The sequence below is a fragment of the Prosthecobacter dejongeii genome, from assembly GCF_014203045.1.
GTDB classification, from domain to species: Bacteria; Verrucomicrobiota; Verrucomicrobiia; order Verrucomicrobiales; family Verrucomicrobiaceae; genus Prosthecobacter; species Prosthecobacter dejongeii.
Genome location: NZ_JACHIF010000003.1, coordinates 333,916 through 359,482, shown reverse-complemented (window position 1 = coordinate 359,482; position 25,567 = coordinate 333,916). Strand labels below are relative to the sequence as shown.

Here is a 25,567-nt window from a genome sequence, read left to right as displayed (position 1 = left end):
AATTTTCACGAGTGCCTAGAATAGACATCCCCCGCAAATCTATTTATCGCCTCTCCATCTATCAGCGATGCTTAAGCAAGCTGCGCGAAAATGATGTGGATACTGTCTCTTCGGAAGCGCTGGCCAAAGCGGCTGGCGTGAAACCGACGCAACTGCGCAAAGACTTGGCTTACTTCGGGCAGTTCGGCACGCGGGGTCTAGGCTACAATGTGGAAGTCCTCAGCGCCACGATCTCCGAGGTGCTCGGCCACAATCGCCTGCAACCGGTAATCCTGGTAGGCGTGGGGAATTTAGGCTCTGCCCTGCTGCGTTACGGTGGCTTCCGTAAAGAAGGATTTGAAGTCGTCGCCGCCTTCGATGTCAACCCCAAGCGCCAGCCGGACCTCGCCATTCCCATCCTGGCCATCACCGAGATGACGGACTTTATCCGGCAGAATCAGGTCAAGATGGCCATCCTGGCCGTACCCGCCAGCGCGGCCCAGATTGTGACCAATCAGATGGTGGACGCGGGCATCCAGGCCGTGCTGAATTTCTCACCTTCCGTTTTGGATGTGCCGGAACACGTCGTGGTAAACAGTGTGGACCTGGCTGTGGAGTTGGAGAATTTGAGTTACTTCATTCGTTAGGCTGGAGGCAGTCGAGGTTCGGCACGTCGGCCAACAAGCCTGTGATCGAGCTCAAACGTCGGAAGGTAAACGTAGCCGATAGGCAGCATCGCAGCGGGCGGCGCAGTGTTCGGGTTCATAGCGTTCAAATCCAGCTTTTTCATACATGCGGACGGCCTCTTTCAGCACCGCTGCGGTCTCCAAGCGCACTTCGGTGAACCCGAGCGCAGTGGCACGGGTGAGGGCGTGTTGCAGCAGGGCTTTGCCGATGCCCAGTCCTCGATACTGGGGGTGAAGGTACATTTTCCGCAATTCGCAGAGGCCCTCCCCTTGCGGTTGCAGGCCCACACTGCCGATGATTTGACCAGCGGCATCGGTCACCACATCAAAGCAGCCGCCACGCTGGGCGTAATGGCCTTCCAGATCAAAGAGATCGGCATCGGTCGTTTTGGGGTCCACTCGCAGGTCATAGTCTGCCAGCACGCTGAAGACCAGAGTGCGCACGGCTTCGCAGTCGGCTTGGGTCGCGGGGCGGAGGGTGAAATCTGGTGGCATGGGCAGAAAGGGACTTCCTTTGACCGCCGAATGCAAGCCCCTCAGCGACGCCGACGCCGACGCCGCAGGGCCAGGCCAAAGCCAGCCAGGGCCACGAGGCTGAGGCGCCCAGGCTCCGGAACGAGGACGATGGAGAGGATGCCGGTGCTGAAAAGTTCATCCACATTCCACAGCAGGCCCTCAGGCAGGCTGGGCAGGTCATAGGTAGTGAAGCCGCCCGTGACAGGTGCGCTGAGGCCTGTCCAGTCAAACAGCCGCCACTGGTCATTCGCGGCCCAGGCACTCATTTGGTTAGGATTCAGCACGCGCAAGGTGCTGCCGATGCCGAAGCTGGCCTGACCGGCAATGGCCAGTTGATCTGCGGCAGCAGCCTGGCCCGTTTGATCGCCCTGCCCGGCTCCTGAAAAGAGATCTAGGACCAGGTTGGCGCTGTTTTCCAAGGTCAATGCGCCAGTGCCTGACGTGACGAGTGTGAGCCGCCCGGCTGCGATGGAGATGCCGGGCAGGCCGGGATTCAAAACGCCGCCTTGGACAAGGATGGCATTGTCCGCTGCCGGGGCGATGCGGCCCGTGCCGCCCAGCGTCGCTCCGGCACTCACCCGCACATTGCCCAGGCCAGTGGCGGAGCCCGTGAGGGGATTGTTAGCTAGGAGGGTGCCCTGCGTCACGGTGGTGTCGCCAGTGTAGGTGCTGTTTCCCGTTAGCGCCCAGGTGCCGCGGCCTTCTTTCTCCAGGCGGGTGATGATGGTGGCGCTGGTGTCTGGGATGCTCACCACTTCATTCAGGCCCGTGTTCGTGCCGCTGAGGCGCAGCACGCGGTCTGAAGTGTTTGTGCCGCCGACGGTGAACGGGGCAGTGAATTTGACGGTGCCTGTGCCGATGTTTTCCAGCACGGCCACGGTGGAAGAGATGTCTGTGGCAAAGTCACTGTTCGTGATGGTGATGGGGCGGTTCGTCACGGAATCGCTGCGGCCCACGTAGCGGATGATGGACACGGCAGGGGAATCCGTGCCGCTGGTGGTGGCATCCGAGAGGGTGATGATGCCTGCGGTGCCATTGGCATCGCCCGTGCCGAGGGAGCTGACCTCGCCAATGTTGGCCAGCTTTTCCACCTGGAGGATGCCCCTTGAGATGATGGTGCGGCCCGCGTAGGTATTCTCTGCGCCCAGCATGATGAGGCCATTGATGGCGGCCATGCGCAACTCTAGGTTATTCTCATTCACCCCGGGTCCGCCCAGATAGCCGGTGCGGAAATCGCTGGGGATGGTGACGGATCCTGTCAAAGTCAGTCGAGAGAGAGCCGTGGCTCCGCCGACGATGCGGTTATCCGTGCCCGTGCCGACGGCCTGTACGTAATCCACAGAGCCGAGGGTGGAAGCTGTGCTGCCACTGCCAAGGATGACGCGAGCGCTGCGGGCTCCGGTGCCGATAAGCAGCTCGCTCGAGCTGGATAAATCCCCACCGCTGAGCTGCACCGCGCCTTCATACACTCGCAGGCTGCCGGTGAAGGTATTCACACCACTGAGGATGAGCCATCCAGGCCCGGTTTTCGTGACAAAGGTGGGCACCACGGCTGCGGCGGTGTTCAGGCTGTTGCTGATGGCGGAGGTGATGACCAGGGGAGCTTGGGTATTGTTTTGAATGATGTTCAGCTCAGGGCTGATGGCAGCGATGGCAGGGCTGGGTCGCAGGATGTTGGTTTCAATGCGAGTCGTGTTCGCCCCCACGGTGCTAGAGATGAGGATGGCCCCCGTGGTGAGGGTGGTGGTGGCATCGCCATCGGTGATGAGTGTGGCCTGCGGCTGGGCAAAACGCAGGCTGTCTGCCGTGGCATTGGCCGTTAGGGTGGTGGTGGGGATGCCGGCGGTGATGTCAGCATTGCCACTGAGTGTGGAGGCGGTGGAGGCCGTGTATCCACTGATGGAGGAGAGCGTCACAATAGGCCGTGTGCCGCCGGCCAGCACACCCGTGGCGGCCCATTCGTCGCCATTCACACTGTCGCGGATGAAGGCAAAAGCGCGCCCGTTGTTGGTGAGGAGCGTGTTGTTACTGCCTGTGGTGGTGAGCACGCTACCGCCGGATGGAATGTCCAGACCGAGCAGGCTGGCAAAGCTGCGCGTTAGGGTGCCAAAGGTGGCCGTGAGACTGGTCGCGCCATTGGGGTTGAGCTGGATATTGGCGTAACCGGTGGTGGTGAGGTTGCCGTGCGTCTGCGCATTCACCGCGCCAGCTTTGCCGGTGAGCTTGAGCGTGCTATTGGTTAGGCTTAAAGCCGCTGCGGCGACACCATTGTAGAGGATATTGGTGGTGGGGGAGGTAGCGGTGGAAAAGTCCAGATGCACGGTGCCTGCTGTGGGTGTGATGGCCCCAGTAAAGACCTGCGTGCCTGCAAAGGTCAGGGTGCCGCCGCCGTCTTTGAAGACGACATTGGTGCCTGGATTGAGCCGCCCCTGAATGGTGATGTCACCACTGCCGCCAAAGGTGGTGGTGACTCCAGAGCCTGCCGCCGTGATGGCCTCCGTGGTGCCATTGACCGCTCTGAAAACCAGCGTGCCAGATTCACTGTTGATGCGTGTGGGTTGATTGACGGTTACTGCACGGGTGACTTCATTGTTGCCACGGGTATTGACCAGCGCGCCCGTGCCATTGAAACCCAGCCCATTGAGGACGATGGACTCATCCACACTGATGCCACCCGCGAGTCTCAATGTGGCATCGGCCAGGACGGTGGTGTTGCCCAGAATGGTACCCAGGGCGCTGGCGTGGGAGATTTCCACCACGCCACTGCCGATCTGGGTGGCCCCCGTGAAGGTATTCGCCCCGGTCAGCACCGTCTTGCCCGTGCCATTGAAATACAGAGACAGCACACTGGCCCCATTGTTTTCGATGACGGAATTCACCGTGAGGGTGCCGCTTTTGGAAAGGTTGGTCAGCCAAAGTTGGCCAGTGCCCGTGCCAGCTCTCAAAGCGCCCAGGCTGCCCACCACACCCACGTCCAGGCTCATCGCATCACGGGTGAGCTGGATGCCACCGGTGGTGCCTAGGCGCAGCACATTGCCCGTGCCGATGTCCACGGTGCGGGAGGAGGTGGCATCGTTCATGGACAGGGTATTGATCTGATAGGTGCCCGTGCCACCCAAAACGTTGCCCGTGGAGTCCGCGTGAATCGCCACATCCGCCGTGGCCCCTGAACTGGAAAGCAGGCCTGCGGTGGCGTAATTTGAACTGCCCATAAACGACGTCAACTTGCCGCCAGAGGCCTGCATCCACGCGCCGTGACCGGAGGTATTCACCAGAGCCGACCAAGGGCCTAAAAAACCATCGCCCATGGTCGTGCTGACCCCATCCGGCTGACTGGTGGTGAGCGTGAGCGAGCCGGGACTGGTGCGCACCACATTGCCTATACTGATCTTCATGCTGCCACCGAAACCTGGAGTCAGAACCAGGTTTGATCGGGCCACGGACACGGCGAGATCGCCAAATCGCTGGGTGTTATCGGTGAAGTCTTTGCCCTGAAGTATGAAGACGCTGGGGGCCGTGCTGCCACCGATGAGGCTGAGGCTGCCAGGAGTGGCCAGCCCGCTGTAAAGCATGTCTGCCTGCGGTGCTGAAGGAGCGGCGAAATTCAGAACCGTGATGCCAGCCGCCGTGGCTCCACTGCGGCCGATGATGGTGGCACCGCCGTAGGTGCTGGTGCCATTCAGCGTGACCACGCTATCCGTCGAGGTGGAAAAACGCTGAAAGCCAAAGTTGCCGCCGCCATCGGTGATGGCTGCATTGATCACGGTGTTCAGGATGCTGCGATTGGTGAAGATGCCCGCCTCCTCACTGAGGGTGATCTGGCCATTGAACTGCATGTTGCTGCTGTCCACCCGGATGGCGCCATTCCCCTGCCCGTTCCCTGCGATGGTCATGGGCATGTTGTAGATATTGCCCGTACCTCCTGCGGCCAAAACGCTGCCGGACTGTACCACGATGCGCTCCATGCCGCTCACCGTATTGCTGCCTGCCAGCAGCAGGAAGATGCCATTGATGGAAGAACGGCTGTTCACATTCAGCACACCGGTGAGGTTCGGGTTGGCCGTGGAAAAGCGGATGTATTGGAAGGCATTGATGCGCGCTTCATCCTTGCGCTGGAGCGTGAGGCCATTGCCCACCATCACGGAATTGAGATTGATAAACAGCACGCCTGAGCTGCCGCTGGAGGAGTTGTTCGCGGCCTCGATAATGGCGTTGTTGGCAAACTGAATTGTGCCGCCACCGATGGTGTAGGCGCTGGTGACTGGCAGGTCCTGCAGGGTGGAGGTGCTGAAGGGATTGAAGACCATGCCGCCCACCTTCACGGTGCCCTCCACGGTCACGGTGCCGCCGGTCTTCGTCGCGCTGGTGCCAAAGGTGGCGATGGTGCTGCCCGTGTTATCCCACATGACAGGGCCGCTGCCATTCCACCAATTCGTATTGGTCAGGTTCCAGTTGCCGTTACCGTTTTGCACGCCGTTTGTTACGGCATCGGCATCCCAGGTGAGCTGGGCAGGCAGCGGGCTGCTGGCTAACATCAGCAGGCCAAAAAACAGGGGCAGAGGAGATGAAGCATTCATGGTGCAGGAGAGTCGCCGCCCGCGCCGGGCCGTGGACTTCCTGCACCATGAGGTGCCTGTTTTGGGCTTCAGTTTCGGGGGGGTGTAAACTCACTCAGCTTGGCGTGTGCCAAGACACGCCATGCGGCCCGAAGTGGGCACAAACGGATAGGTTTCCATCCCCCGAGCATGTGCCCAGCCCTAGAGCTCCACGCGGAAGGCATCTTTGTCCGTGACGCTTTCGGCAAATCCCACCAGAAGCTCAATCACCTGCTCCACATCCCGCAGGTCTGCCATCTCCACCACGCTATGCATGTAGCGCAGTGGCAGGGAAACGAGGGCACTGGGGATGCCGTGCTGCTGGGTGAAAATGACATCCGTATCCGTGCCCGTAAAGCGGGAGGAAGACTCATGCTGGATGAGCATCTTTTTTTCTTCGGCCACAGCCATCAGCCGCTTTACCACCTCGGGATGATTGGCACTGCCATGAGTTAAGCTGGGGCCACCGCCCAAGGTCACTTCGCCATGCTTTTTCACATCCACATTCGGAGTGTCTGTGGCATGCGTCACATCCAGCACGATGGCCACATCCGGCATCAGGCGATGCGCGGCCATCTTTGCCCCATTGCCGCCGATCTCTTCCTGCACGGCATTCACCGCCATCACGGAAGCGGGCAGACGAGTCTTGCGCTGACTGAGGTGCGCGATGACCTCCGCAATGATGAATCCGCCGATGCGGTTGTCCAAAGCGCGGCCGACCAGGCGATGCGCGCCGATCTCCTCCACCGTGTCTGAATACACCGCCGGGTGGCCTACGCGGATGCCGGCATCGCTGACCTCGCCCGCGCTGCGTGCGCCGATGTCAATCCACAGCTCATGCACCTTCGGCGCTTTTTCATTGTCACGATCTTCACGGATGTGAATGGCGATGTTGCCAATGATGCCGCGCACCGTGCCTTTGTCTCCCAAGATGTCCACGCGGCGTCCGCGGGCTGTGGCCACATCACTCCCGCCCACACGATCCACGCTGATGAAGCCTTCCTTCGAGATGTACTTCACCATGTAACCGATCTCATCTGCATGAGCTTCAAACATGATCTTCTTCGGCTTCTTGCCCTTGCCATCCAGTGTGGCCCAGGCGGTGCCATAAGCATCGCTCTCCACCCGGTCGGCAAACTTACCCACATACCCCGCCCACTTACGCTGGCCACGTACTTCAAAGCCTGTGGGGCTAGGCGTGGAAAGGAGATCAAAAAGAAAGGTCTTGGAGGCGGCGGTCATGGTGTGTGGAGGGAGATGGAAAGAAAGATGACGGTGCAGGAAACGTCAACTCAGCTCCGAGAGTTGGAAGTAAAGATGCCCTGACGTTACTTCACCGCAGTCCTTCCGCCTCATCTCACTCCTCCACCGTCAGGGGATCCAGGGCCGCTGGGGGTTGGGGTTTCACATCCAGGTCCAGCACCAAGCGAAAGCCAAAGTCCGGCTGGGCGCGGGAGCGGCGGGTGGCTTGCCTATTTTCAGGCTGCATTTTCACCAGACTCCCGGTGGCCCAGGAGCCGCCGCGCAGGCAGTAAAGATTTGCCGGGCGGCCGGGGCGAGGGGTCAGCCTGGTTTCGGTCCATTCGGCCACGTTGCCAGAGAGGTCCTGGAGGCCGAGGGCATTGGCCGGAAAGCGGCCCACGGGGGCGGTGCAGGCGTAAGGGTCCTCAGGCGCGTCGGTAGGCAGGCGGGCGGGCCAGAGCGGGTATTGGCGGGCCTCCGGGCCAGCAAAGTTGCCCACGGGCAGGAGCGTGGTGGGCGCGGGGACCGTGGCGGGTGCATCGGGGCCTGGGTCCTGAGTTAAGAGGGCGGCTTGGCTCCATTCGGTATCCGTGGGCAGGCGGTAGGCCTGGTTTTCCTTTAGCCAGCCAGCGGCCAGTTCCTGCGTGGTGAGCCAGTTGCAGAAAAAGCGCGCTTCGATCTGGCTGATGCCGCACACGGGGTGGTCTGGCGTTTGCGGAAAGCCGGGCCGAGCCCAGTTGCTGGGGCCGTCATCTGAGCTGGCCGGGGAGTCGGGCAGCTCCGCACGCCAGCCAGGCAAGGCGGCCTGGCGGGTGCGGATGTAGGCGGTGAAGTCCCGCACGCGGGTTTCATGCTGGGCAAAGAGAAGCTGGCTGCCCGGCAGGGGGACAAAGCGCATGCCCAGGCTATTTTCCCAGGGCTGGGTGCGGGTGGCCTGGCGGGGTTCTGCCCGGGAGCGCAGACTGGTGGTGAGGCGTCCATCCCGGATCCAGGCCCCGGCTGCCCCTCCCAGGCCCAGGACTAGAAAGGCGGCCGCCACGGCAAGCACGCGGCGGCTGCGGGCTTTTTTGGCATGACCTAGGCGATGCTGCGTGGCAATCTTTTCCACGGCACTGGCCATTTCCTGCACGGAGGAAAGGCGGCGCTGGGGATCATCCGCCAGGGCATGGCACACGATGCTGTCTATCTTTTTATCCAGCCCGGTCTTTTCAGAAAGAGGGGTGAACTGGCCCATGGGGACGGACCCGGTAAGCAGCTCATACAGCAGCACACCGAGCGCATAAATGTCTGCCCGCACATCCGCCGTGCCAGCACTGCGGGTGACCTCTGGCGCCACGTAGTAGGGCGTGCCGAAGGTGTCCCGCGTCTGAGTGAAGCCATAGGCGGTGGAGTTTTCCACCAGGGTTTTAGCCAGGCCAAAGTCCGCCACCTTGACCGTGCCATCGGCACCAATGAGGATGTTCGCCGGCTTGATGTCCCGGTGCACCAGCCCACGCTGGTGGGCATGGGAGACGCCGGCGCAGACTTTTAAAAAGATGTCCAGCGCGCGCTCCAGCTCCAGCCGCTGGGCGCGCAGCAGGCGGCGGAGGTCACACCCGTCCACATACTCCATGACCAGAAAGTGGCGGCCATTCGCCGTTTCTCCATGGTCCAGCACGCGCACCACATGGTGGTGGCTGAGCTGCCCCAGCGCGGCCACTTCCGCCTCAAAACGAGCCGTCACTTCGGGGTCGCGGGTCAGCCTGCCAGACACCACTTTCATGGCCACCACTTTTCCCCGGGCGGTGAGGACAGCGCGATAGACTTCCCCCATGCCACCGCCGCCGATGAGTTCCTGGATCTCATACCCCTGCACATTCAGAGACAAAGGTTCTTTTTCCTCAATCTCCGCATCCATGTTGGCAAAGAGATCTCTCTGCATGGTGCGCGCCACACAGGCAGGGCAAATGCCGCCCACCATCATCTTGGGGGCCAGCTCCTTCCCACAGCGGGGGCAGGCGATCAAGCTGGAACGCGTGTCACTCAAAGCACAGAACACTCATCAGGTAGCGCAGTTCTTCATCCGCATCAGATTCCGGGGCCAGGGTAGCCGCCACTTCTGTGCGCAGTTCTTCGGCAAAACGGCGGCGCGCGCGGTGGACTTCCAGCTTCACCTGGTTCTCCGTCATCTGCAGCGTCTGGCCCAGTTCCGCGTAGGGTTTGAGCAACTCGGGGCAGATGAGGCCCTCTTTCAAAGTCTCAAACACCGCCGTGCGGTTCCGCTTCAGGTAGCGGGCCTCTAGGCGATCCATGGACCGCTTCACCACCGCCCAGGCCCAGCGGCGGTCAAACCACTGATCCGCCGCATCCGGCTGGCTAGGCACGTCAAAGACCTCCACATCATCCATGGAGACAAAGGTTTTCCCGCCGCCCCGCTTCTGCCGCGCTGCATCCCGGCGCACGGTGGTGAGGTGATTGCGCAAAGACTGGCGCAGGTAACTGCGCAGCCGCCCACGCTCCGGGGAGACATTGTGCAAGCCGCCGCCCTGAATGAAGTGGGTCATGAATTCCTGAGTCTCATCCAGGGCCTCTTCGCGGTCGCACCCCAGGGCACGCAGGTAAGTGTAGATCGCTGGCCAGTAGCCTTTGCAAAGCTCTTCCAGCGCGGTCTTGGAGGCCGCATCATCGCCCTCACGGGCCATCACCACCTGCGTCCAGGCTGTGACCGGGAACGAAGCGCGAACGGTGGAGGCAGGGCGCAAAGACATGCGAGGAGGGGCAGCAATCATCCCACTCCGACGATTGCGCGGCAATCTTCATTCGTAGGGATGGGATTTTTTCTTTGCCGCGAAACCGCTCCTTTAGCAAGTCCCGTCATGTCCCCACTCTGTAGGACTGAGGCCCATCCGATGTCCGCCAATGCAGCCCCACCTTCAGGATGAAGCGACTGCGGCAGGACGCCGCGCACCCCACACCCACAAAAAAAGGCACCCGAGGAGGGAGTCCCCGGATGCCTTCGTCTTGAGGTGAGAGGCTTACGCCGACATCACCGGATTCAGCTCTCGGGCGAACTGCTCCGGCGAAGGGGCGTTCTTGATGGCCTTGGCCATGGATTTGCTCAACCCGTCGAGAGAGTAAGGTTTCAGCATGATGTCCACGGGTGGGTTGCGCCCCTCGCCCAAGGCCACGAATTCATCCGGATCAATGACAAAACCGCTGCACACCACCACGGGCACATCATGGCCCGCAGCACGCAGTTGTTTGAAAGTATCTCGTCCGCTCAGCTTCGGCATGTAGATGTCCAGCAGCATCACGTCCACGCGCTCACCGCTGCGGAAGAGGATGTCCAGCGCCTGCTGGCCATCGCTGGCCTCCAGCACGCGGTAGCCCAGGAAGGTCAGCATATTGACTGCGATGGAGCGCACGGGTGCCTCATCATCCACCACCAGGATGTTACCGCGCTGGCCTGCCAGGCTGTTGCTGACCTGGGCTTCCACCAGGGGTTCTTCCTCCACATTTTCAGGGTCTGCCGTGCGCGGCAGGAAGATGCGGAACTCCGTGCCCTGACCGACGATGCTGTCAAACTCGATCCAGCCGCCGTGCTCACGCACGATGTCCTGCGCCATGCTGAGGCCTAGGCCGGTGCCCTTGCCATCTGACTTGGTGGTGTAAAAAGGCTCAAACACCCTTCCCCGCGCTTCTTCCGGGATGCCGTGGCCATTGTCCCGCACCACGATCATGGCAAAGTCTGCCGGGGCTTGATCCCCTGCTGGATTACGATGCGTCACATTTTCAATGCCGATCTCGATGATGCCACGGTCCTCTGGCAGCGCATCGCGGGCATTGAGACAGAGGTTCAGGATGACCTGCTCTAGCTGGGTCGCATCTGACACGACAAAGGAGGCGTCCATGCCAGCTCGCACACGGATCTCCACCCGAGGGTCCACACTGTGCTTCAGCAGGGTTTGCACCTCGGCCAGCAGCTTCTTCACGTTCGTCACCTTGCGCAGGCTCTGGCCTGCACTGCGGCGGGAGTAGCCCAGGAGGCTTTTCACCAGATCTGCCGCACGCTGGGTGGCCTGATTGGCACATTGCAGCTTGGCCCGCACCTCCGTTTGGTTGGAGGCAGGTTGCAGCTCAGCCAGCGTCAGGTTGCCACGGATGGCGGTGAGCATGTTGTTAAAGTCATGGGCGATGCCGCCTGCCAGTTGGCCCAGGGTGCCCAGCTTTTGGGATTCGCGCAATTGCCGCTGCAGGCCGCGCATCTGGCTGCAATCTCGCACCATCCACAGGCGGCCAATGACCTCCCCCGTATCGGTCGTCATGGGAGCCGTGCGGACGCTGAAGTTGCGCCCGTCTTTGCCCGCTAGGTCGGCCTCTACCTGATCTTGAAACGCGGGGTCCTGGAGTCCCTGGTTCAGCCACTGGGTCATCTTCTCCTCTTCCGCAAAACGGCCCGCCATGGCTTTGAGCAGAGCATTCACATCCCGGCTACCGGCTTCTTCCAAAGGCCTGCCTAGAAATTCATCCAACTTTTGGTTAGAGGCGATGATCGTCCCCTGGGCATCCACCACGGCCACGCCCTCATCGCTCGCGGCAAAGATGCCTTGCAGCGCGGTGAAGGCCTCCCTCAGCAGGCGCTCCGCATTCAGCAGGCGCTGGGCGCTCTGGCAGGCGTGGGTTTCCGCCGCGTTCAGGGACTGGCGGTGTTTGGCAAACAGCATGTTGATGTCACAGCGCAGTTTCCAAAAATCTGCTGGCAGCCACTGCGCCACTTCCTTTGTCGGGGGCACCCCGCGCAGCACGGAGGAGGTGGCATTCATCACAGCGACGATGGGTTTCAGCACCCAGCCACTCAAAAGATAGGCGGCCAGGAGAACGCCCCCACCCAGCAGCACTCCTTCCATGCCAAAGAACCACTCCAGCGAGTGGCCCATGAGACGTGCCGCGCCGATGGCCGGTAAGAAGCCGAAGAGCACTAGCGGGAGTAGAAATCGGAGTCGGAGTGAGTTCATGTCAAGGTGGCGGAGAGGATCTGCGGAGGCTGGGAAAGGAAAGTTTCGGCATCGAAGCCCGGCAGGGGAGCCGTGAGGCGGAAGAAAGTGTGACTGCTGAGCTGGCTGACGGTTTGCTGCACCGCCTGGTCCAGGCTGGCTTTCACGGCCTGCTCCACCCGGGCATTAAGATGTGTCTCCAGCCAATTTTGGACTAAAATTTCCATATCGCCAGCCGAGATTGGCTCGGGAGCTGAAGGTTTTTTGTCTAGGGATGATTCTAGACCATCCAGCCGATCCTTCAGCGTGCTGACGCCCATGGCTGCGCCGAAGAGGTCCTGCCGCATCTGCTTCAGCTCTGCATCCAGTTCCACCCGCATCTGCGCCAGGTCGCGGCTTTGCAGACTCTGGACCGCGCTGAAGTGATTCGCCGCCGGGGCCGTCTGCGCCGGGGGGGCCTCCACCGGAACAGACCGGGGGGCTGGTGTGTGGGCAGCCAGCGCCAGACTGGCCGCGATGGCTGGGCCAGGCGTCATGTAGCTAGGCATACGGCGGGGTGGGGGTGCCAGCAGGCCACTGCACTGCTGCACGGCCAGCGCGGCCAGTCCCGTGGTAGGTGCGGCGGGCATCTCCTCCGGTGCTGCCGCAATCAGCGGTTGCTCGGTTGCGCCCCAATTTACGGGGGCATTCATCGGCACGTCCTGTTTCTCCACAGCCTCTCCCACCACCTCAGGGCGCGGCGCGGCCTGGTGACGCTGAGAGAAAAACGAAAAGGAGAAGGACATATGGAATTTGTAACTGTTATGTAAATTTATATAAAAACCATAAATATTCCAGAAAAAAGTAAAGTTTTTTTGAATATCCGCTTTCCCGTGAGGTGCCGCATCCTGCACGAAGGCCTTCCGCGTGCCCTACGCAGCGTGCGAAATGAGGTTTTTTTTAAAGCCTCGGTAATACCACCTCAGACCGCCCTGGCACGCGCCCCGCCTTGACGCCCCGCCAATCCGCCTTACCAAAGGAGCGACGCCCGCACTGGCTTTCCGGCAGCGTTTCGTTTTTTTGGTCCCTTCGCCCTCTCTTCCATGTCCTCTCCTGCCCACAACTACACTGAAGACAGCATCAAATCGCTCGACTGGCGCGAGCACATTCGCCTGCGTCCCGGCATGTACATTGGCAAGCTGGGCGATGGCTCCCAGCCTGAAGACGGCATCTACGTCCTGCTCAAAGAAGTGGTGGATAACTGCATTGACGAGCACGTCATGGGCTACGGCAAACTCATCGAAGTGGAGATCACCGAAGATCACCAAGTCACCATCCGCGACTACGGACGCGGCATTCCCCTGGGGAAGCTCATGGAGTGCTGCGCCCAGATCAATACCGGGGCTAAGTACGATAGCGAAGTCTTCAAACGCTCCGTCGGCCTCAACGGCGTCGGTATCAAAGCTGTCAATGCCCTGAGCACCCATTTTAAAATCCAAGCCTATCGTGCGGGGCAGACCCGTGCCATGGAATTCAGCCAGGGCCTCGTCCGCAAGGACATGAAAACACCCCAGGCCACGGAAGAGGCCGATGGCACGCGCATCATCTTCCGGCCCGATCCGGAAAACTTCACCGCGCACGTGCATTTCAAGCTGGAGTACGTCCGCGAAATGCTGCGCTTTTATTCCTGGCTGAATCCCGGGCTGACGCTGAAACTCAATGGCGAAAGCTTTAAGTCCAAGGAAGGCCTGCGCGACCTCATCGCCGCGAAACTGACCGAAGGGCCCCAGTACCCCGTCATCCACCTGGAAGGCACCGATGTGGAAGTGGCCTTCACGCACGGCACCGGCTACGGCGAAGAATTTTACACCTTCGTCAATGGTCAGCACACCACCCAGGGTGGCACCCACATGGCCGCCTTCCGCGAAGCCATCGTCCAGGAATGCCGCGAGTTTTATAAAAAGCAGTTCGAGCCCAGTGACGTGCGCACCGGCATCATCGCCGCCGTCTCTGTGAAGGTCCAGGAGCCCATCTTCGAAAGCCAGACCAAGACGAAGCTCGGCTCCACCCACATGGAGCCCAATGGCCGGAACCTGCGCAGCCACGTCATCAACACCGTGGTGAAGGAACTGGACAACTACCTGCATAAAAAGCCTGACATCGCCAAGGCCCTGCAAGAAAAAATCCTCTCCAATGAGAAGGAGCGCAAAGAAATCTCCGGCATCCAAAAAGCCGCCCGCGACAGCGCCAAGAAGGCTAAAATTCATAACAAAAAGCTGCGCGACTGCCGCATCCACCTCGACTCCAAAGACAAGCTGCGGGAGGAAAGCACCCTGTTTATTACTGAGGGTGACAGCGCCTCCGGCTCCATCACCAGCAGCCGCGACGTGAATACGCAGGGCGTCTTCTCCCTGCGTGGAAAACCGCTGAACTGCTTCGGCCTCAGCCGCAAGATCGTCTATGAGAACGAGGAGTTCTACCTCCTGGCGAATGCCCTCCAGATTGACGAAAACATCGAAGACCTGCGCTACAACAAGATCGTCCTAGCGACCGATGCGGATGTGGACGGCATGCACATCCGCCTACTGATGATCACCTTCTTCCTCCAGTTCTTCCCAGAGATCGTCCGCGCCGGTCACCTCTTCATCCTCCAGACCCCCCTCTTCCGCGTGCGTAACAAAAAGGAGACCTTCTACTGCTACAGCGACGAAGAACGCCAGCGCGCCATCCACAAATGCGGCAAGGCAGCGGAAATCACCCGATTCAAAGGTCTCGGTGAAATTTCCTCGCACGAGTTCAAGCACTTCATTGGCCCCCAGATCCGTCTGGAACCCGTTATGATGCCTGAGCACAAAAGCATCAAAGAACTGCTCACCTTCTACATGGGGAAAAACACCCCAGATCGCCAGATGTACATCGTGGATAACCTGCGTGTGGAGAAGGAACTGGACTTCAAAGACGAGGAAGCCCTACCCGCCGCCGCGTGAGGGCCGCGCCTGTTGCTGGAGGAAGAATAACCAAAAGTGCGATCATGAAAGCACGTTAGCAACGGAAACCGTGGAGCGGCTTCGGGCCACGGAAGAAGTTAATCTTTCGAAGACGGGAGCGAGCGGAGCAGGTGTTTGATCTCCTCCTTCATTTCTTCGTCCGTATTCACCGTCTGCCGCACTTCATCTTCCAGCACAGATCGGTAGGACTTTAGCATTCTGAGTAAGGCATTTCGGAGTGCAGGTTCCGTCATTCCGAGAAAGTTTGCAAGGCTCTGGGTATCATGATGGCGCAGGCTACCGCCTGACAGTAGCACTGGACGAAGTGTCTGAAAAAGAGCCTTACGGCCGTTCATTTCATAACGCTCCTCCAGCCGGGACAGCACCGCCTGCAGCAAGCGATTAAGCCACTCTCGGTCAAAGATCATCTCCGGTGTTTCGCTCGCGTGGCTGGCATACTTTTCGTAATGCCTTTCTAGATGGGGATCGAGATGGATGGATACCTCCAGGGACTCTTGACGCTTCACTTTGTGATGGCGATTGATCAAAAATCGTGAGAGCGAGGTGGCCAAAAAGGTCCGTAGGCGGCCCTTATCCTGGTGGGTCTCTTTCAAAGATTCCAGCCTCAGGAGCTTGGCGAAAAAATCCTGAAGGGTATCCTCTGCATCGTGATGACTGAGGCCCTTTTTCCGGATAAGGCAATACAACGGCGACTGATACTGACAGTATAAAAGATTCAACGCCCGATGACTGATCTGAATGTCATCATCACGCAGTTGATCCAACAAGGTCCAAGAAGTTGTTGGAAATCGGCCATCAGTGAGTGAAGCGAGCGGCATGAACAGGTGGATTCGATAAAACAAGAGGCGGCTCTCTGGCAATGCGTTTCTGGAGTCGTTTATCGAGGCTGCCCCTGCGGCGTCAAGGGGCGCCATTCCAAATACTTAATCTCATTCCCCCCTTGGGTGTTTATCGCCAGCCAACCGTGCGGTAAGGTCACCCCTGAGACGGCCTGGATCAGCTTTCCATCGATGAGAACACGCAACTGATCACTGAAACTCTGAAGCTCGATTTCGTATTCCATTTTGCCACTGGGGCCCAAAGTGATCATGGCGCTAGGCATAAAACCTTTCGGTGAAATCTTGCCATTGATGCGCTGGGTGGTGTTAACCCACCCTTCGAACAAAAGATCTGACCCGAACCGAGTCGCACAATTCACCTGATAACCATACCAGGCTCGGTCCAGAAGTGCCGTGGTGGGTTCGTTCCGATACTGCTGGGGCAATTTCTTTCCCGAGGGATGAGGGTACAAAGTAAGCTTGTGGGGATGATCTTCATTCCAGCGTGAAAAAAGAATGATGCGACCTGCCAAAGGGTGCATGATTCGCGCCTTGAGACGCAAAGCGGCATGCTCTTCCTTGACCAGTGGGGCAAAACCACTGCCGATATCATACCAACCTTCGCCGATATGGCTGATCTTAAACAAGCTCACCAGCTCAGGTTTCTCCAGCAGCAGCGAGTGCCATCCATCCGGACTGACTTTGGGCGTGCCCGGTTCCAATAGGGGCCCCACAGCCGCATCCGTCTCTGATACCATGGGTGGTCGCGTAGAAATCACGGAGTCCCCCGCTGACGGTGCGGAATCTGACGTGCGTTTCAAAAAATAACCCCCAAGAAAAAGTGCGAGTAGGAGGGCGAGAAAGAGCCCCTTCCCCAGAGGTTGACGCGAAGGTTTTTTCAAGAGGGCTTTGACATCTTCTGCCAGTAAAGAGGCCGTTGGATACCTTAACTGCGGATCTGCCTGCAGCGCCTTGGCGATCACCGGCCAGCACCGCGCCTCTAGTCCATGATCTGTAGCGGCGGGCAAGCTAAGCACGCCCTGAGGAACACGGCCCGTTAGCATCTGGTAAAGCGTGGCCCCAAGGCCATAAATGTCTGCACGCTGATCTACCTGGATGTCTCGGTTATGCATTTCAGGAGCTGCATAACCAGGCGTGCCCAGGCCTAACAAGACACCGGAAAAATGATGGGCGTTTTCTGTGATGAGCTTGGCCAAGCCGAAGTCCAGCACCTTCACTCGGCCTGCGTGATCCATCATGATGTTTGAGGGCTTGATATCACGATGAATGACACCGTATGCATGAGCGGCACTTAAAGCCTCACACACCGCAAGAGTGATGTTGAGAGCTGTGGCGAAATCAAGTTTGCCCTCCTGAGCGATGAGGCGCGCTACATCCACACCATCTAGGTACTCCATCACGAAATAAAGCAGTCCATCGGCAGTTTCGCCCGATTCATAAACATTGACGATGTGGGGATGATTCAGGCTGGCCATCACCTGGGCCTCTTGGCGAAAGCGTGCGGTGTATTGCAGGTCATCCTGCTCCAGTTGAGCGGGTAGGACCTTGATCGCCACGGTTCTTTGCAGGTGCGGTTGGCAGCCTCGATAAACCGCGCCCATGCCACCCCGACCTAACAAGTGACTGATTTCATAGTCTGGCAGGGCTTTTCGCAATTCATCCACCTCGGGAGGTTGCCACTGGCGCAGAGAACGGATCACCTCACTGTCTGCGGCGGCCAGGAGTTGCCCCATGACCGAGGGCGTAAGCGAAACGGAGCCCCCCTCGACTGAAGGCTCATCCGGCATGGTTCTGGAGACTAAAAATCACGGAAATGTTTTTTTTATAATGCGGGCGTTACGGAGCTCCTAGAGCGCGGTTTAGCAGGATGTCCCCATGAATATTCCTTACCTCACCTCACATGCATTCACCACTCTTTTTAAACGCCTGTCATGCTGTGTCATGGCTGGCACTTTTTTAAATTCCTGTGCAGAAGTCGCTCGAACTTTGGAGGATCCTAACCGCATGGCTGTCTTGGGCGGTCTGACCGGGGCGGTCATCGGCAGCGCTACAAGTAATGGTCAAAACAGTCAGCAGCGGGCACTTATGGGCAGTCTCATCGGCGCTGGGGCTGGGGCGGGTGTTTCCTTGCTTTACAAAGCCTCTTTGCAACAAAGACAGTATGCGCAGGAGCAGGCGAACTATGCCCTGGCATCCAACAACAGCGTGATGCGTGGGGTGAAAGCCTCTGGCGCGAGTTACGTCGCCGTCCCAGTGCAAGGAGACTCTCAGACGGGTTCCAAACGCGCGATGGTGCGTGTCAAAGTGCGTCAACGGTCTGACGGCTCTTTCGTCGCAGGAAAGGCCGAGGAGAAATCTTACCCGGTGACCACTGCTAGAAATGGTTCGGTGGTAAACGTTGGCGGTCAGAATGCTGTTTTTTATACCCCCTAACAAACTCTGCATCACTCCATTTTACTGAAGCTATGAAAGCCTTTCTTTGTGCTCTAATGAGTGTGGTCGGATTATCTGCTTGCACAGAACTTCAAAGTCATTCGTTTGATCGTGCCTTTGCCGAAGCTGTCGTGAGTAATGACACCAGGACACTTTTTTCGACCTGCAATCGCACCAATGCCACACGCCCTATCAATGGGTTGCAGCCCATTTATTATGTCGCGAGCCACGGCAATGAGGATGCGATAGACCTGCTCTATAACAGTGGAGCATCGCTCAAAACGCGCAGTCCTGAAGGCCGATCTTTGGCTTATGCGGCTGCGGTGAATGGACATTCTGCCACGGCTGCTAAATTAGTTAAAATCGGCGGTGGCAGTTCCTCAGACCTCGCCGCAGGTCGTGCCCAGTGGCAGCGTAACAGAGAGCAGAAAAAGGCCCATGATGCGATGATGATCGCGGGCATGGCTTGGATAGCAAATCAGATGTTTCAAGACAGCATCTCCAATGACGCCAAGTCTGAAAGCGATAAGAGGCTGGAATACTTTCAACATCTGCAAATGGATCGAATGAACGGGACTACCAGTCACTAAATGAGCCACCGCGCCTTGCCTCATGATTTTCCCTTAGGCCTTTGTTAAATCGGCTAACCGAAAGCGTGATCGAGTGCCCCTTCCCTCTCACCTCGGCTGGCCGAAAAGACGTCGGTGGTTTGCCTCGATGTGGCCGATGAGCTCTGCCAACGGCATGCCGCGTATCTCAGCCAGTAGGGTGTAGCTCACCCGCAGATTCGCGGGGTGATTCAGCGGCGCGGTGGCGGGGCCCAGAGGGTGGTCATTCAGCTCCGGTGGTGGGGGCATGTCCGGCGCATCCGTTTCGGCCAGCAGGCGATCCAGCGGCACGGCCTGAAAGGTGGCGCGCTGGGCCGCTTTGCGTGCCTGGCCAAACGCGGGCGAGAGGGAAAAGTACGCGCCTTTTTTCACCCACCCAGGCACCATCTCCACCGGGCCGCTGTAAGAGTGCAGCAGGAAACCGCGCGCGGGCAGCGGCTGGTTGCGTAGGCTCTCCTCCAGCAGGCCCCAGGCACGCAGGCAGTGGATGGTGGCGGGGCGCTCCAGCTTCACGGCCAGGGCGAGCTGCGCGTGGAAGCAGGCCACCTGCGTGGGCACATCGTGATTTTCCACCCAGCGATCCAGGCCGATCTCTCCCACAGCCGCTTCGGGAAAAATGTGCAGCCAGTGCTCCAGCGTGGCCAGCCAGCCCGCCCCCCGCGCCGCCACATACCAGGGGTGCAGGCCAAAGGAGGGCCGCACCCACGCGTGGGCCTGGGCCAGGGCGGCCACACCGGGCCAGTCGGCCTCCGTGCAGCCATTCACCACCGCCTCTGCTAGCGGCAGGTCTGTGGCTAGAGCGGCCAGCCCCTGCGTGCGCCACTCTGCCAAACGAGCATCCTGGAGATGGTTGTGGGCATCGTAGAACATGGCAGTGATTTGGGAATAACTTGCCCCCTTCAGACGTTTTATGAAGCGTTTTCAGCGCAGCGCTGTCAAACATCTTCCTTTGTCCATGAAACACACCCTCACTCTCCTCGCCCTCGCCGCCAGCCTCTGCACCAGCGCCCTCGCCGGCGAAGGTGAAAAAGTCAGTCTGCCTGCCCCGCAGGTCTCCGGCACCAATCAGGATGGCAAAACTGTGGCCTTTGCCGACGTGTATGCGAAAGGCCCCACGGTCGTCTTCTTTTACCCGAAGGCCAACACCCCCGGCTGCACCAAGCAGGCCTGCTCTCTCCGCGATGCCTTTGCCGATCTGAGCAAAGACGGCGTGCAGGTGCTAGGCGTGTCCTTTGACAAACCGGAAGCGCAAAAGAAATTCAAGGACGACTTCACCCTGCCCTACGACCTCATCGCCGATCCCGAAGGCAAGATCGTGGATGCCTTCAAGGTGGACCGCATCGTCAAAGGCAGCATGAATCTCGCCAGCCGCCAGGCCTTCCTGATCAAGGGCGACAAGATCGTCTGGAAAGACTCCAAAGCCTCCACGGCTGAACAGGCCGCCGACATCAAGCGCGTGCTGGCTGAAACAAAGTAAGGAAGCGAGATCTCCCACAAAAAAACGCCGCCTGGAAACAGGCGGCGTTTTTTTATTGGAAACCGCGCGCCAGCTTTTAGCTCACGGCGCGGTCCGTCTGGAAGATGCCAGCGTGAGCCAGGAACACTTCCCAATCGCGAACTTGGTAGGTATTGCGAATGAGCTGGGTCACGGGCAGTTCACGGGGGGCAGAAGGGCGGCGCAGGAGTTTCAGCCCCGCTTCTTCTGGCAGCTTGCTGCCCTTTTTGCTATTCACCTTTTTATCGGCCAGCACACAGTTATCCCAGGTGCTTTTGCCTCCGCGAGAAACCGGCACGATGTGGTCAATGTTCCCTTCGTTAGGCTTCAGCTTGCGTCCGGTGTATTGGCACACGCCACCATCGCGCTCCCAGATGGCCTTGGCACAGAACTTCGGCCGGCGCTTGGGCACACGGTCAAAACGCGCCAGCACCAGGACGGTGGGCACACGCACCGGACCGTGGACCGTGCCGATGGCATTGTCCCCCTCATTCACCGGCAGGCGCATCCAGTCCTGCCAGGTGACGGGGGTCATGTCATCTTCAGCGGAGATGTTCAGCGCTGTGGCATTGCCAGCGGCCATCATGCTAAAGGCATCGGCAGGTGATTTCACACCGATGGCTTGCCAGTTTCGATTCAAAACTAGGACAGTAGATTTGTTCAACACATCATTCATGCTTCGGCTCCTTATTGACGGGAATTGACGGCACGAAGGGACGACGCGGTGTTCGTTCCTCTATGTTGGGCACTTATCGTGCAGCAACTTAGGCATTTGCCAAGTGGCAAATTTGTCAGCTTTATGGTTACGCCTGCCAAAAGACTTTTGACGAAGGCAAGGTTAGGGAGTTTCCAGAAAGAAACTTTACCAGGTGAGCGCCCCAAATTCGGGCGGTTCACATTCAATCTTCCGCCTTGTCTCCCGCCGGGCACATTTTCACAATGCGCGGCTGGAACTGCCCTAGCACTTCCACTAGATCTTGCTGCGCGGCCATGACGTTGTGGATGTCCTTATAAACCCCAGGCACTTCATCAATGCCGGCGCTGAGCAGCTCGACCCCAGCTGCGGCGAGTTGTTTCCTCACACCGCCCCAGGTGAAGCTCTGCTTGGCCTCCGCCCGGCTCATCACCCGTCCAGCCCCATGGGAGGCGCTGTTCAGAGAGCCCGCTTGCCCGCGGCCTCTCACTACAAATCCAGGTGTCGCCATGGAACCGGGGATGACACCCAGTTCCCCCATCGCCGCTGGGGTGGCCCCTTTGCGATGCACTACCACCTCGCGCTCCTGGCCCTGGATGACGTGTATCTCCTTCCAGGCAAAGTTGTGATGATTTTCGATGTCGAGGATCACATGGGCCCCCACTTTTTTGGCGATGGTTTTGTGGATCAATTCATGGTTAGCCGCCGCATAGCGCCCCATGAGGTTCATGGCAGCCCAGTATTCCTGGCCCGCTTCTTCCTCAAAGGTCAGCCAGGACAGGTGCTTCATGTCCTTCGGCAGGTCGTAGCGCCGCTCCGTAGCGATGTGGCTGTAATGCTGGCACACCTGCGCCCCTGCACCTCGCGATCCACTGTGGGAGAGCAGGGCTAGGTATTCACCGGGCGGCATGTCGAAACCGGATTGCTTCAGCGCCTCCACCTGATCCACGGTGACTTCAAAGGCACCGAATTCGACGAAGTGATTCCCCGAACCACTCGTGCCGAGCTGCGCCCAGGCCTTGTCTTTGAACCGTCGAGTGATGGGACTGACATTCCAGTCCTCATCCATCACCTCGTGATTCCGTTTGTCTTTAAACGCACCTCCCATGCCAAAGTTGGTTTCACGTTCCAAGATGTTGGCGAGGCGACCTTTCTGCCCGGGGATGATGTTAGCCTTTCGATCATAAACGCTCAACCTCATGCGACAGGCGATGTCCACGCCCACGGCGTAGGGGATCACGCATTGATCCGTTGCCAGCACCCCTCCGATGGGCAGGCCGTATCCCTGATGTGCATCCGGCATCAGCGCCCCCGCCACTGCGACCGGCAGCGCGCAGGCATTCGCCAGTTGCTGCACAGCCCCAGCTTCCAGACCCGAACCCCACTGCTGCCAGGGGGCCAGGGCATCGCGCTGTTTGTTAGCAGGCACATACAGAGCCCGGGCCAAAGCCTCGCGCAAAGGGTCACCTAGAAAAGCCGCAGGATCTGCGATGATGGCGCAGATGTCTTCCTCCAGCCGGGAGGGATCGCCGCCAGAGCTGGCATGATTGGCAGCGAACGCCAGACCAAAGTCCAGCGCTGCCCCCTCGGGAATGCCGAGGCGGGTGAGTGATTGAGAGTTCATAAAACGAGTGTTGTTAAAATGGAGGAGTGAAAGACTCCAAAAGTTAGACGCGAAGCCTGCTGCGGCTTCATCATAGAATTAGTTAGGCGGCCCCGATGAGACGCCTCGAAGCGGAGGGGAAAAGCCAGAAAAACAGGCTTCTCTCCTCCGCTTCGACATCGCCAGCCAGCGCCGCAAAAAGCCGTTCCTGGGCGATTTTTTCTCTCAGACGGTCTCTTCTCAAATTCTGTCCGTAAGAGCGACTGCAGTTGGTCAGTTTTTCCAGTCGGTATCTGCCAGGCCCTTCCAACTTTGCTTCAATCCAGGCCAGCCTGCTCTCCGTTTCTGGGTCAAGGATCTTTCCTTCTGTTTGTAAATGTGGAACGACTCGCAATTCAAAGAGTTCCGGCTGACTGAATTCCAGCACCCACTGAGGATAACCGGACCATAGAGCCAACGCTGGCTTAAAATAAGAAATCCATTTGGCATCCAGCAGCCTGCGAGGACCAAAATCCGTAGGCCATAGCCAGGAAAGTTGGTGATCCGTAATATACAACTGCTGACGGCGTTTGCTGTTGGTAGGTTTAAAATTTCTTCGCCAATGATAGCGGATGACGTTGATCTTTTCGAGAATAGCCCGGAGAACGTCAGCATCCTCCCTTCGTTCGGCATCTTCGGTTAGGAAATGAAGGCGTTTCCAGCCTCGCCGGATCGGGGGTTCTAGCAGGGCTGTCTCCATTTGCTTTCGCCGCAGCTTTTTGCGCTCGCGATGCAGGGATAGTAACTGTTTATCGTTGGTTTTTTGGGTTTGGGGGTTCATTCAGTAAGTGTGAAAAGTCGGTCCACGGGGACATGCACCCCGCTATGCCGGTTAAAAGCCGGCTGCTTCGCTATCTAAGCTTTGGACCGTTCAAGAAATGGCGACCCTGACGGGAATCGAACCCGTATTATCCGATAGAAAGTCGGAGGTCCTGAGCCGTTAGACGACAGGGTCAAAAAAGATGGCGGAACGCGGAGGGCATGCTCCCCATGCGGCACCTAGCCGCACGATCTCTTTAGCAAAGAGTCCCGGGGCCTCGCCCGGATCACGTTCCAGAAAAAGTGTCCCCGGCAGGATTTGCACCTGCGGCCTGCTGCTTCGTAAACAGCCGCTCTCTCTGCTGAGCTACGGAGACGTAGAAATGGACTAACAAAAAAGGTGCAACACCTTGGATTCGAACCAAGAACCTCTGAGGTCTGAGCTCAGTGCCTCTGCCAGATTGGGCTAGTGCGGCGTAAACAAGGAGTGAGGCCATCTTGGCCTCAGCACGTGAGGGCTGGAAGCCCACACTCCTTGAATTGATAAAATCGGTCTGGCGGGAGTTGCACCCGCATCTCTCGGGTTATGAGCCCGGTGCTTTGACTGTTAAGCGACTGACCGAAAGAAAAAGGGTCGGATACCCCGGTGCTGCCCCGGGCGCCTCTTGTCTCCAAAACAAGCGAGTTCGCTGGCTCTCTCGTATCCGATTTTAAAAAGTGGACGCGTGCCCCAGACTTGCACTGGGTAAGGCGGCTTTGCAGGCCACTGACTCGGCTCTTTGTCTTGCACGCGGTTGGGGTGCGAGCGTCTTTCGCTAGACACACCGTTGGTTAGAAAAAATTCCCTCAGCCGGATCTGCCCCGGCACCGTCTCCGTCACAGGGAGGAATGCTGCTATTACACCATGAAGGGAGTGTGAAAAAAGACTCAGAGCACGCGGGAGACATGCTCCGAGTCGAGGGATGGAGGGCGATCAATCGCCGCCGCTCAGAAGAAAGCGGTTGCTGATGGCCTTGAAGGAAAGCCTGCCACCCAGAGTGCTGCTGAAGCGCTCCGACAGCGGGCGAATGACAATCCCTTCGCGCTCATTTTGAGTGCCTGGGTAATGGCCTTCCGCCAGTGATAGGAGAGACTCCAGGGAATGACCGAACGATTGCCCCAGTTCCACGATGTCCACCATGGGCACCTGGATCTTCTCGAGAAATTTCGAGGCTTCGGGATGATCCGAGCTTCGATGGCATCGGCATTCAGGATGGGCTGAATGGAGTGGACGAGCTGGATGGAGGCGAGTTTACGTTTCATGAGCGTGGATAAGAAAAAGAGTGCGGCCTGCCGGTGCTGCCCCGGCGCGCTCTGTTTGGAAGACAGACATGCTTGCTGTTACATCAAGGCCGCATGAAAAAGGTCGCTGGAGTTGGTAGCGCGCCAACCTGTGCGGAGCTTCAATCCGCCGCTCATCTGTCTGAGCCATCCAGCGATTTTAAAAAGTCCCTCCGCGTGGTGACGCTCCACGGTCTTCCGGTTATCAACCGGGTGCTCTGCTGTTGAGCTACGGAGGGGAAAGTGATGCGGCCACTCTTGGCTGCAAAGGGGGGAGGAAATGGGCGGAGCACCAGAGAATCGCACTCTGGACGCTGGTTAGGCGCAGCGGTTTTCAAGACCGTTTCCTCGTCTGTGCCGGACGTGCTCCGTGATTAAAAAGGGAAAGTGCCCGCACCAGGAATTGCACCTGGAACCTCAGCCGTTAGAAGCGGCGCGTGCAAGTCTGTTACACCTTGCGGGCTTGATGAAAATGGGGGTGCGGCGTCACGGTAATGCTCCGTGTCGGTCGGGGAACTCCTAGGTTACAGCCAGGCTCGTGTCTTTAACGAACTACCGCCGCGTAAAAAAGAGGCAGGGGCTGGAGTTGCACCAGCCGAGCGTGGCTTATGAGACCACGCTGAGCACTGGCTCTCCCTGCTATTTCTATCAAGGGTGGACGAGGACGGTAACGCTCCGTCACTTGCTGGATGCGAGCCAGCCGTGCAAACTTCTACACTACAAGCCCTTTTGGAAAATGGATCGAGGCCATGGAACGTGGGGACAGGCAGCCTGCCCTGACCTAACTTCCCCCGGGGCG

The 25,567-nt window shown here is 58.8% G+C and carries 19 protein-coding genes and 4 tRNA genes; 5 read left to right on the top strand and 18 right to left on the bottom strand.

Annotation, left to right across the window (positions count from 1 at the left end; translation table 11 throughout):
- Nucleotides 1-11: 11 nt before the first annotated feature.
- Nucleotides 12-626, top strand: a complete 615-nt coding sequence (locus HNQ64_RS09355) for a redox-sensing transcriptional repressor Rex (protein WP_184207802.1) — start codon at nucleotides 12-14, stop codon at nucleotides 624-626.
- 51 nt (nucleotides 627-677) lie between these two features.
- Here the strand turns inward: HNQ64_RS09355 and HNQ64_RS09350 are convergent, their stop codons facing one another.
- The 7 genes from HNQ64_RS09350 to HNQ64_RS09320 all read right to left on the bottom strand — a co-directional run bounded on the left by HNQ64_RS09350 (nucleotide 678) and on the right by HNQ64_RS09320 (nucleotide 12,776).
- Entirely contained in the window at nucleotides 678-1,160 is a 483-nt protein-coding gene (locus HNQ64_RS09350) for a GNAT family N-acetyltransferase (RefSeq protein WP_184207800.1), read from the bottom strand.
- A gap of 41 nt (nucleotides 1,161-1,201) precedes the next feature.
- Nucleotides 1,202-5,758: a beta strand repeat-containing protein gene (locus tag HNQ64_RS09345; protein ID WP_184207798.1), complete on the bottom strand. Its 4,557-nt coding sequence runs from the start codon at nucleotides 5,756-5,758 to the stop codon at nucleotides 1,202-1,204.
- Between the two features lie 180 nt (nucleotides 5,759-5,938).
- Nucleotides 5,939-7,018 (bottom strand): M42 family metallopeptidase, encoded by a 1,080-nt coding sequence (locus HNQ64_RS09340; protein ID WP_184207797.1) that lies wholly within the window; start codon nucleotides 7,016-7,018, stop codon nucleotides 5,939-5,941.
- A gap of 115 nt (nucleotides 7,019-7,133) precedes the next feature.
- Complete coding sequence (locus HNQ64_RS09335) at nucleotides 7,134-9,023, bottom strand: bifunctional serine/threonine-protein kinase/formylglycine-generating enzyme family protein (protein ID WP_184207795.1); 1,890 nt, start codon at nucleotides 9,021-9,023, stop codon at nucleotides 7,134-7,136.
- A 13-nt stretch (nucleotides 9,024-9,036) separates the two neighbouring features.
- Nucleotides 9,037-9,765 (bottom strand): RNA polymerase sigma factor, encoded by a 729-nt coding sequence (locus tag HNQ64_RS09330; RefSeq protein ID WP_184207793.1) that lies wholly within the window; start codon nucleotides 9,763-9,765, stop codon nucleotides 9,037-9,039.
- Nucleotides 9,766-10,032: 267 nt separating this feature from the next.
- Nucleotides 10,033-12,012, bottom strand: a complete 1,980-nt coding sequence (locus HNQ64_RS09325) for a hybrid sensor histidine kinase/response regulator (protein ID WP_184207791.1) — start codon at nucleotides 12,010-12,012, stop codon at nucleotides 10,033-10,035.
- Entirely contained in the window at nucleotides 12,009-12,776 is a 768-nt protein-coding gene (locus tag HNQ64_RS09320) for a hypothetical protein (protein ID WP_184207789.1), read from the bottom strand. The genes HNQ64_RS09325 and HNQ64_RS09320 overlap by 4 nt, the downstream gene beginning before the upstream one ends.
- Nucleotides 12,777-13,073: 297 nt before the next feature.
- Between HNQ64_RS09320 and HNQ64_RS09315 the strand changes: the two genes are divergently transcribed.
- Nucleotides 13,074-14,957, top strand: coding sequence for a DNA topoisomerase IV subunit B (locus HNQ64_RS09315; RefSeq protein ID WP_184207787.1), 1,884 nt, complete (start codon nucleotides 13,074-13,076; stop codon nucleotides 14,955-14,957).
- Nucleotides 14,958-15,055: 98 nt separating this feature from the next.
- Here HNQ64_RS09315 and HNQ64_RS09310 read toward each other — a convergent pair whose 3' ends face one another.
- Nucleotides 15,056-15,796 (bottom strand): RNA polymerase sigma factor, encoded by a 741-nt coding sequence (locus tag HNQ64_RS09310; RefSeq protein WP_184207785.1) that lies wholly within the window; start codon nucleotides 15,794-15,796, stop codon nucleotides 15,056-15,058.
- Between the two features lie 59 nt (nucleotides 15,797-15,855).
- Entirely contained in the window at nucleotides 15,856-17,604 is a 1,749-nt protein-coding gene (locus HNQ64_RS09305) for a serine/threonine-protein kinase (protein ID WP_184207783.1), read from the bottom strand.
- An 88-nt stretch (nucleotides 17,605-17,692) separates the two neighbouring features.
- Here HNQ64_RS09305 and HNQ64_RS09300 point away from each other — a divergent pair, with 88 nt between their 5' ends.
- Nucleotides 17,693-18,250 (top strand): glycine zipper domain-containing protein, encoded by a 558-nt coding sequence (locus HNQ64_RS09300; RefSeq protein ID WP_184207781.1) that lies wholly within the window; start codon nucleotides 17,693-17,695, stop codon nucleotides 18,248-18,250.
- A gap of 32 nt (nucleotides 18,251-18,282) precedes the next feature.
- On the top strand, nucleotides 18,283-18,840 hold the full coding sequence (locus HNQ64_RS09295) for an ankyrin repeat domain-containing protein (protein ID WP_184207779.1): 558 nt from the start codon (nucleotides 18,283-18,285) through the stop codon (nucleotides 18,838-18,840).
- Between the two features lie 87 nt (nucleotides 18,841-18,927).
- Here the strand turns inward: HNQ64_RS09295 and HNQ64_RS09290 are convergent, their stop codons facing one another.
- Nucleotides 18,928-19,728, bottom strand: a complete 801-nt coding sequence (locus HNQ64_RS09290) for a TatD family hydrolase (protein ID WP_184207777.1) — start codon at nucleotides 19,726-19,728, stop codon at nucleotides 18,928-18,930.
- An 85-nt stretch (nucleotides 19,729-19,813) separates the two neighbouring features.
- Here HNQ64_RS09290 and HNQ64_RS09285 point away from each other — a divergent pair, with 85 nt between their 5' ends.
- Nucleotides 19,814-20,335, top strand: coding sequence for a peroxiredoxin (locus tag HNQ64_RS09285; RefSeq protein ID WP_184207775.1), 522 nt, complete (start codon nucleotides 19,814-19,816; stop codon nucleotides 20,333-20,335).
- Nucleotides 20,336-20,411: 76 nt separating this feature from the next.
- On the opposite strand, the gene HNQ64_RS09280 is transcribed toward HNQ64_RS09285, so the two are convergent.
- The 8 genes from HNQ64_RS09280 to HNQ64_RS09245 all read right to left on the bottom strand — a co-directional run bounded on the left by HNQ64_RS09280 (nucleotide 20,412) and on the right by HNQ64_RS09245 (nucleotide 24,628).
- Entirely contained in the window at nucleotides 20,412-21,029 is a 618-nt protein-coding gene (locus HNQ64_RS09280; protein ID WP_184207773.1) for an HNH endonuclease, read from the bottom strand.
- Nucleotides 21,030-21,252: 223 nt separating this feature from the next.
- On the bottom strand, nucleotides 21,253-22,671 hold the full coding sequence (locus HNQ64_RS09275) for an RtcB family protein (RefSeq protein WP_184207771.1): 1,419 nt from the start codon (nucleotides 22,669-22,671) through the stop codon (nucleotides 21,253-21,255).
- 82 nt (nucleotides 22,672-22,753) lie between these two features.
- On the bottom strand, nucleotides 22,754-23,470 hold the full coding sequence (locus tag HNQ64_RS09270; protein WP_184207769.1) for a hypothetical protein: 717 nt from the start codon (nucleotides 23,468-23,470) through the stop codon (nucleotides 22,754-22,756).
- A 98-nt stretch (nucleotides 23,471-23,568) separates the two neighbouring features.
- A tRNA-Glu gene (locus tag HNQ64_RS09265) sits at nucleotides 23,569-23,644 on the bottom strand.
- 108 nt (nucleotides 23,645-23,752) lie between these two features.
- A tRNA-Arg gene (locus HNQ64_RS09260) sits at nucleotides 23,753-23,825 on the bottom strand.
- A gap of 24 nt (nucleotides 23,826-23,849) precedes the next feature.
- Nucleotides 23,850-23,924, bottom strand: a tRNA-Leu gene (locus HNQ64_RS09255).
- Nucleotides 23,925-23,997: 73 nt separating this feature from the next.
- Nucleotides 23,998-24,070 (bottom strand) — tRNA-Ile (locus HNQ64_RS09250).
- A gap of 351 nt (nucleotides 24,071-24,421) precedes the next feature.
- Entirely contained in the window at nucleotides 24,422-24,628 is a 207-nt protein-coding gene (locus tag HNQ64_RS09245) for a hypothetical protein (RefSeq protein WP_184207767.1), read from the bottom strand.
- Nucleotides 24,629-25,567 lie beyond the last annotated feature (939 nt).